The sequence below is a fragment of the Mannheimia sp. genome, from assembly GCF_056854775.1.
On sequence record NZ_JBXGGI010000083.1, the window covers coordinates 1 to 7,317 of the forward strand.

A 7,317-nucleotide genomic window follows, 5' to 3' on the forward strand; every position below is an offset into this window, starting at 1 on the left:
CGTGCCGAAAGCAATAGTGCTGTAACGTTGTCCAACTGCTCCGAGCATTACTAGAAGAAAAGTACAAACCATCAGGACCGGCACGAACAACCAGCCTAAATATAAAGAGACGCTTGCCCCAATGGAGGAAAGTGAAAATGCCACTAGGCTGATGATTAGATTTTTTGCTCGTCCGATAAGACTATTATCTAAATCAACCAAACCACCTGCGATAATGCCTAACATCAGCGGCATCGCAAAATGCGAAATACCAAGCTGCCAAATGCTTACTGCAGCAATATTGAGCGAAATAAACATCGGCAAGGTTTTAATCACACTTTCCGAGAGCCAACTGTTTTGCAGTTTTTTTAAATACTTATTCATCTTTTTATTTGTAAATTTTTACTAACAAACGCTTGCGTTTGAACGTTGGCTTTGCCAACGGCTCCGAAGGAGCGAGCGTAGCGAGTAAAAATGACCGCTTGTAATTAATATCAAATGTTACCCTAAACGCTCCGCCAAATAGCCATCGTAATCCGGCACAATCGCTTCAACCTCTTGATTAAATAAATCAGCGTTTAATAAGAAATTGGCTGAAGTTTCATTAATAGCAACAGGAATATTCCACACCGTTGCAATTCGCATCAGGGCTTTCACATCCGGGTCGTGCGGAGCGGCATTCATCGGATCCCAAAAGAAAATCAGCATATCAATTTTTTTTTCTGCAATCAGCCCACCTAATTGTTGATCACCGCCCATTGGTCCACTCATTAATGCTATTATTTCAAGCCCGGTTTCTCTCGCAAGCAAATGTCCTGTTGTACCTGTGGCGTAGAGTTTATGGGAAGCAAGTTGCGATTTATGGGTTTGTGTCCAGCGGATTAAGTCATTCTTACAGCTGTCGTGAGCAACCAACGCAATTTGTTTTTGTTTTGCGATTGTTCGAACGATGGTTTTCATTTTTATCTCCTTGCAAAATTTTTGCTAAATCATACCGCTTATTTTTCGCTTTTGCATTGACTAATCATTGCTTATGGCTAAAATCAATTAAAAATATCTATTTTAAAATAAAGGATCTCCCTAAATGAATTTATACAACATCAAACACCCAGAAGAACAAGTGAATTTTGCCCAAGCGGTACGTCAGGGCTTAGGCAAAAATCAAGGATTATTTTTCCCCGAAGTTTTACCTAAATTAGATGATATTGATGAATTATTAGATTTACCTTTAGTTGAACGTAGCCAAAAAATTCTTTCTGCATTAATCGGCGAAGAATTACCGCAAGAAACCTTAAATACAATGGTAAAAAATGCGTTCACTTTCCCTGCACCGCTTGCCAAAGTCAATGATGATATTTATGCGTTAGAACTGTTCCACGGTCCGACCTTAGCATTCAAAGATTTCGGCGGTCGCTTTATGGCTCAGGCATTAGCGAATGTGCGTGGCGATGGCAAAATCACAATTTTAACCGCGACTTCCGGCGATACAGGTGCAGCAGTGGCTCACGCTTTCTATGGTTTAGAAAATATCAATGTGGTGATTTTGTATCCGAAAGGTAAAATCAGTCCGTTACAAGAAAAATTATTCTGCACCTTAGGCGGAAATATTCGTACTGTGGCGATTGAATCAGACTTTGATGCTTGCCAAGCCTTAGTTAAACAAGCCTTTGACGATGCAGAACTTCGTCAAGCCATCGGTTTGAACTCGGCAAATTCCATCAACATCAGTCGCTTGCTGGCTCAAGTTTGCTACTACTTTGAAGCAGTAGCACAACTACCAACAGAGAAACGTGATAATGTAGTAGTTTCAGTACCAAGCGGTAACTTCGGTAACTTAACTGCTGGCTTAATTGCAAAATCAATGGGCTTACCAATTAAACGTTTTATCGCCTCAACTAATGCGAACGACACCGTTCCACGCTATTTAAAATCAGGCAAATGGGAGCCAAATGCAACGGTTGCAACCCTGTCAAATGCAATGGACGTAAGCCGCCCGAATAACTGGCCTCGTGTAGAAGAACTTTTCAAACGCAACGGTTGGAGTTTATCAGACTTAGGTTCAGCAGCATTAAATGATGAAGAAACTGAAGCAGCATTAAAAGCTCAATATGCGGAAGGCTACTTATGCGAACCACACGGAGCTATTGCATACCAAAGTTTAAAAGACCAACTACAAGCAGGCGAAACAGGCATTTTCTTATGTACCGCCCACCCGGCAAAATTTAAAGAATCGGTTGAGCGTATTTTAGAGATTGAATTGCCACTTCCGGAAGCATTAGATAAACACAACAAATTACCGTTGTTATCTGATAAAATGCCAGCAGATTTTGCCACATTGCGTGCTTATTTATTAAAATAAATCTCATCTCAATGGGGCGGTAAGCCCCATTTTCTTTTATTGAAAAAATTTTTTCCTCTTTATTAATTTATTTAACCGAATTAAATCTTAAAAATTAATCGCTAAATCCTATCAAGTAAAAAGTTATGTTGTAAAATACGAAGCATTATGCGTGCAAATATGGCATAATTTACCTATCGGATTAATAGGAAAATATCAAATTGGAGAAATAAATTGAACATTCGAGATTTAGAATACCTAATTGCCCTCGCAGACTATAAACATTTTCGCCGTGCTGCGGAATCTTGTAATGTCAGCCAGCCGACTTTGAGTGGACAGATCCGTAAATTAGAAGATGAGCTAGGCACAATTCTACTTGAACGAACCAGCCGCAAAGTGCTTTTCACGCAAGCGGGCTTAACACTCGTAGAGCAAGCCAAAGTGGTATTGCGAGAAGTTAAAATTCTAAAAGAAATGGCAAGCAATCAAGGGAAAGAGATGTCCGGTCCGCTCCATATTGGGGTAATTCCAACGCTCGGACCTTACCTTTCTCCAATTATTATTCCTGCATTGAAAAAAGATTTTGCCGATTTAGACCTTTATCTTTATGAGCTGCAAACCAATCAGCTATTGGATCAACTTGAGGCAGGTCAGCTTGATTGTGGAATCATTTCATTTGTAAAAGAGAGTGAGCCTTTCATTGAAGTACCGATTTTTAATGAAGAAATGTATCTCGTTGTACCGGAAGATCACGAATGGGCTAAATTGGATAAATTAGATATCAGCTTATTAAAAAATAAAGAGCTACTTTTCCTTGATGGTGGTCATTGCTTACGCACTCACACATTAGATTACTGCTTATCTATTGGTGCAAAAGAAAATCCGCATTTCAAAGCAACTAATTTAGAAACCCTACGCAATATGGTAGCGGCAAATGTAGGTATGGCTCTTATTCCTAAGCTGGCAGCAAAACCAATGGAAGGCATTCGCTATATTCCGTTTGATGCTCCGAAGCCATTCCGTGCAGTCGGTATGGTTTACCGACCGGGTTCGCCACTCCGTGTACGCTATGAGCGGTTAGCTCAAGCAATCACGCAAATTGTTAAAACTGAGGTTTAAAATGGCAAATGTGGTGAGCGTACGTGCCATTCAAAAAGAAAAAACGCGTAGAGCGTTACTTGAAGCTGCCTTTAACCAATTAAGTCCGGAAAAAAGCTTCTCCAACCTAAGCTTGCGAGAAGTTGCCCGTGAGGCTGGAGTTGCTCCAACCTCATTTTATCGCCATTTTAAAGATATGGATGAGCTTGGCTTGGCAATGGTTGATGAATCCGGCTTATTGCTTCGTCAATTAATGAGACAGGCTCGGAAACGCATTGCCAACGGTGGCAGTGTAGTCATTGTATCGGTTGAAACTTTCTTTGAACTGATTTCCGACAGACCTAACGTATTCCGATTGCTACTGCGAGAAAGTTCAGGCACATCACAAGCTTTTAGAACTGCCGCCTCACGAGAAATTCAGCATTTTGTAGCAGAGCTTGCCGATTACATTATGGGAAAAGACAACCACAGCGACCGAGATCTCGCCTATATTCAGGCAGAAGGGCTGGTTACTTTAGTCTTTACCGCTGGCTCTCACGCCCTTGATATGAGCAACCAAGAGCGAGAAAAACTTAAACAACGAGTGATTATGCAACTTAGAATGCTCATTCGTGGTTCTTCTTATTACGCCAACAAACAAACCTCTCAAAGCTAAAAATAGACGCCTTTGCGTCTATTTTACTCTTTTGTAATATGTGCGGTGGATAATTTTAACCATTCTAATGCTAATCGGTGTTGATCCGATAACGCATTCCACAACGCATCTTCCGATAACACACTATAATTGCCTTTTGTATCAAGCTCTTCATCAAAATTATCGTGCAACTCACGCCATTTTGGATCAGAATAAAATTGGCTTAACGGCTCTAAAAGCTCAATGGATTTCTTCCACTGCTCAATGCCTTTTTCCAATTCAGGCAATAACTCCACCCATTCATTATAGCGATCTTGCATTTTTTGAATTTCTTCTTTTTTCATACATTCCCCTTATTACAAGCGGTTGAATTTGTAAATTTTTTTGCAAATTTAACCGCTTGCTAACTGATATATTAAAAGTCTTTTTTAATTTGAGAAATCATAGCATACATCAACTTATAATATGATCGAATATTGATTTTCATCAATGGCTTACCAATTTTGAGGGAAGATTTAATCATCAACAATATCTAAAATAATCTCAATAAAGGGAGAAACGTGATGATGAAGTTATTAACCATAGGTTTGTGTGGGCTATTAGCTCACTGTGCTGTAGCATTGGAAAAACAGCCTCGTACTATGCCGATAGAAGGTATGAGCAAAAAGCTTATTGGGCAGATTTTGTTTTTTGATAATATGCTCTCCCATAATGGTTCGCAAAACTGCTCAAGCTGCCATAATCCAGACTACGCCTTTATTGATAACCGCATTACCCCAGCCGATGGTGTAGTTTCGCAAGGCGACAATCCCGCCAAATTCGGCAAACGTAACTCCCCAACAATGCTTTATGCCAAATACTCGCCCGATTTCCATTTTGATGAACAAAACCAAGAATATGTAGGCGGGCAGTTTTGGGACGGCAGAGCCAAAAACCTGACCGAGCAAGCTGGAATGCCACCTATTGATCCGAACGAGATGGGAATGGAGAATAAATTAGCAGTCGCCACACGCTTATACAGTGTGCCGATGTATCAACGCTTCCTAGGGCAATTCTATGGTGAAAAAGTGTGGGAAAGCTATGAAAGTGTTTATGCCGCAATGGAAGATGCGATTGCTGCTTTCCAACAAGAAAACAAACTACTTGCCCCATTTGCTTCTAAATATGATCTATTTTTGAAAGGTGAAGCTCAACTTACCGCCTTAGAGGAAAAAGGCAGAGCCTTATTTCTCGATAAATCTCAAACAAATTGTAGCAGTTGCCATCAATTACAGAGCGATGAAAACCATAAAGAAGAAACGTTTAGCAATTATCGCTATTACAATTTAGGCGTACCGAGCAATCCGAAATTGATTGCAGTAAATGGCTTCTCTCCTGATTTTATTGATTTAGGTTTGTTTGAAAACCCAAATGTAAAAGGCGATGAAAAGCAAAAAGGAAAATTCAAAACGCCTACTTTACGCAATGTTGCAGTAACTGCCCCTTATATGCACAACGGCATATTTAAAGAGTTGAAAACCGTATTGCTCTTTTTAGATAGCTACAATAATCCGGAAAGACAAATCAATCCTGAAACAGGCAAGACGTGGCAAAAACCTGAATTTGCAGCCACCATCGCTCATGATAAATTAAAATCCAAGCCTCTTAATGATGAAGAAATTGAGGCATTAGAAGCGTTTTTACATACGCTGACTGATGAGAGGTATGGAAAATAACAATCTACTCATAAAACGGGCGTTTTTAGGCTACTCTAAATACTATACTAGGGGTATGTGAATAGCTTACAACTACACAATAACTATATAGTTCTCCTCTTAAAGGGTTAGATATTCTTTCTTCGAAAAATTATTCTCTTTCATCTCAACGCTTAAGAACCTTAGTTCTATACTGATAATGTATGGTTTCTATAGCCAGACCTTCGTTTGGCTATAGTAAAAATCCCCTTCCGAAGAAGGGGATTTGAACACATTATAGATTAATTACCACTGGTAACCAACACCTACAGAGCCACCTAAATCTCCACGAGTATTTGCATTACCTTGTAATTTCAAGATAACTTTACCGTTATCGCTTGAGCGAGAGTAACCGACTGCAAGAGCATTTTCACCTTTAAAGGTACCAGCCGCCGCTGCAACCATTGATTTACCCGGAATGTAAACTTGTGGTAAACCTGCTGCTGCGTTCGCACCTGCAATACCGGCACGTAAATCACGGTTGTTACGGTTGATCTTATTATCAAGATTGTTTACCGCACCTTTTAATTGGCTTACGTTTACTGCATCAGTATTTTTCACACCTGCAGCTACATTGGTAATACGGGTTGGAGCATTGTTGTTACCACCAATGTTCAACTCATTTACACCATCTTCAGCTACTTTCGAGCTAAGTTTAGTGCCACCAACTTTCACGCTGTTAAACTCTGGATTATCTGATACTGCAACGTTAATGTTTCTACCAGAACCGCTGATTTCAACGTTACGTCCTGCATTAACTTTAACTTGGCTACCTGCTTTAACCTTGTTATCCACCGGTTTATAAGTGTTTTGGGTTGCTGCATTTGCAGTTGCTTTATCAGTTTCAGAGTTCACACTCCAGCTTACTTCGTTTACTGCTTTAGCAACAGTATTTGCATTAACGTAGTGAGCACCTGTACCATTCGGATCTTGAACGTTAATCGTACCCTCTTCAGCCACAGTTAAGTCAGTATTGTTCACATTAACCTTGATTTCGCCGGCTTTATCGCTAGTAACTGTTGTACCGTTACCATTTACGATATTGATAGAACCGTCTTTATCAGTACCAATGTTGTTACCGTTTACTTTGGTGTAGTTGTTTAACTGTTTACCGTTAATTACATCTGTGCTTACTGGGCTAATATCACCATCTGCAACGTTAGTAATCTTATCTCCACCCACATCTAAGCCGTTATCACCTGATGTTAATGTAGAGCTTTTCGCTGGATCAGTCGCATCACCTACAATAACTTTATTTGAAGTTACTGAGTTGAATTGTACATCATCTTTAGTCGCGTAAGTTACTTTACCATTTGCTTCTTGCTTAACAGTTAAGTTTTTACCTGCAACCATTTCAACACTATCGCCCGGATTGATTAGCTCATCATCACCAGATAATTTCACGCCCTCTGTTGCTGAGGTTTTTAAGTTAAAACCTGAGCTGTTGATTGCATCGGCAACATTCTTAGCATTGACTAATTTATCGCCATCTTCATTTGAAGGTGCATCAACTTTACCATCTTTGTTTTAATCTT

General features: G+C 39.8%; 7 protein-coding genes and 1 pseudogene. 4 read left to right on the forward strand and 4 right to left on the reverse strand.

The annotated features are described in order from the left end of the window. The coding region (locus ACJHV0_RS05985) for an FUSC family membrane protein (RefSeq protein WP_483133658.1) at positions 1-363 on the reverse strand (363 nt) is incomplete at its 3' end. A gap of 117 nt (positions 364-480) precedes the next feature. After that, positions 481-939 (reverse strand): methylglyoxal synthase, encoded by a 459-nt coding sequence (mgsA, locus tag ACJHV0_RS05990; RefSeq protein ID WP_483133659.1) that lies wholly within the window; start codon positions 937-939, stop codon positions 481-483. 124 nt (positions 940-1,063) lie between these two features. On the opposite strand from mgsA, the gene thrC reads away from it, so the two are divergent. The 3 genes from thrC (at position 1,064) to fabR (ending at position 4,070) form a co-directional block, all read left to right on the forward strand. Then, a complete protein-coding gene (gene thrC / locus ACJHV0_RS05995) occupies positions 1,064-2,338 on the forward strand; it encodes a threonine synthase (RefSeq protein WP_483133660.1) in 1,275 nt (424 codons plus the stop codon). A gap of 213 nt (positions 2,339-2,551) precedes the next feature. Then, a complete protein-coding gene (gene oxyR / locus ACJHV0_RS06000) occupies positions 2,552-3,436 on the forward strand; it encodes a DNA-binding transcriptional regulator OxyR (protein ID WP_283386454.1) in 885 nt (294 codons plus the stop codon). Between the two features lies 1 nt (position 3,437). Beyond that, a complete protein-coding gene (gene fabR, locus ACJHV0_RS06005) occupies positions 3,438-4,070 on the forward strand; it encodes an HTH-type transcriptional repressor FabR (protein WP_483133661.1) in 633 nt (210 codons plus the stop codon). A 23-nt stretch (positions 4,071-4,093) separates the two neighbouring features. Here the strand turns inward: fabR and ACJHV0_RS06010 are convergent, their stop codons facing one another. After that, positions 4,094-4,393, reverse strand: a complete 300-nt coding sequence (locus ACJHV0_RS06010) for a DUF4298 domain-containing protein (protein ID WP_483133662.1) — start codon at positions 4,391-4,393, stop codon at positions 4,094-4,096. A 219-nt stretch (positions 4,394-4,612) separates the two neighbouring features. Here ACJHV0_RS06010 and ACJHV0_RS06015 point away from each other — a divergent pair, with 219 nt between their 5' ends. After that, positions 4,613-5,764 (forward strand): cytochrome-c peroxidase, encoded by a 1,152-nt coding sequence (locus ACJHV0_RS06015; RefSeq protein ID WP_483133663.1) that lies wholly within the window; start codon positions 4,613-4,615, stop codon positions 5,762-5,764. 264 nt (positions 5,765-6,028) lie between these two features. On the opposite strand, the pseudogene ACJHV0_RS06020 reads toward ACJHV0_RS06015, so the two are convergent. Continuing rightward, positions 6,029-7,309, reverse strand: a pseudogene (locus ACJHV0_RS06020) (YadA family autotransporter adhesin); the annotation flags it as partial. Between the last annotated feature and the right edge of the window lie 8 nt (positions 7,310-7,317).

Excerpts from the sequence above, each read along its gene's own strand:
- mgsA (WP_483133659.1), bottom strand. The coding sequence starts at position 939 with ATGAAAACCATCGTTCGAACAATCGCAAAACAAAAACAAATTGCGTTG.
- thrC (WP_483133660.1), top strand. The coding sequence starts at position 1,064 with ATGAATTTATACAACATCAAACACCCAGAAGAACAAGTGAATTTTGCC.
- fabR (WP_483133661.1), top strand. The coding sequence starts at position 3,438 with ATGGCAAATGTGGTGAGCGTACGTGCCATTCAAAAAGAAAAAACGCGT.
- ACJHV0_RS06010 (WP_483133662.1), bottom strand. The coding sequence starts at position 4,393 with ATGAAAAAAGAAGAAATTCAAAAAATGCAAGATCGCTATAATGAATGG.
- ACJHV0_RS06015 (WP_483133663.1), top strand. The coding sequence starts at position 4,613 with ATGATGAAGTTATTAACCATAGGTTTGTGTGGGCTATTAGCTCACTGT.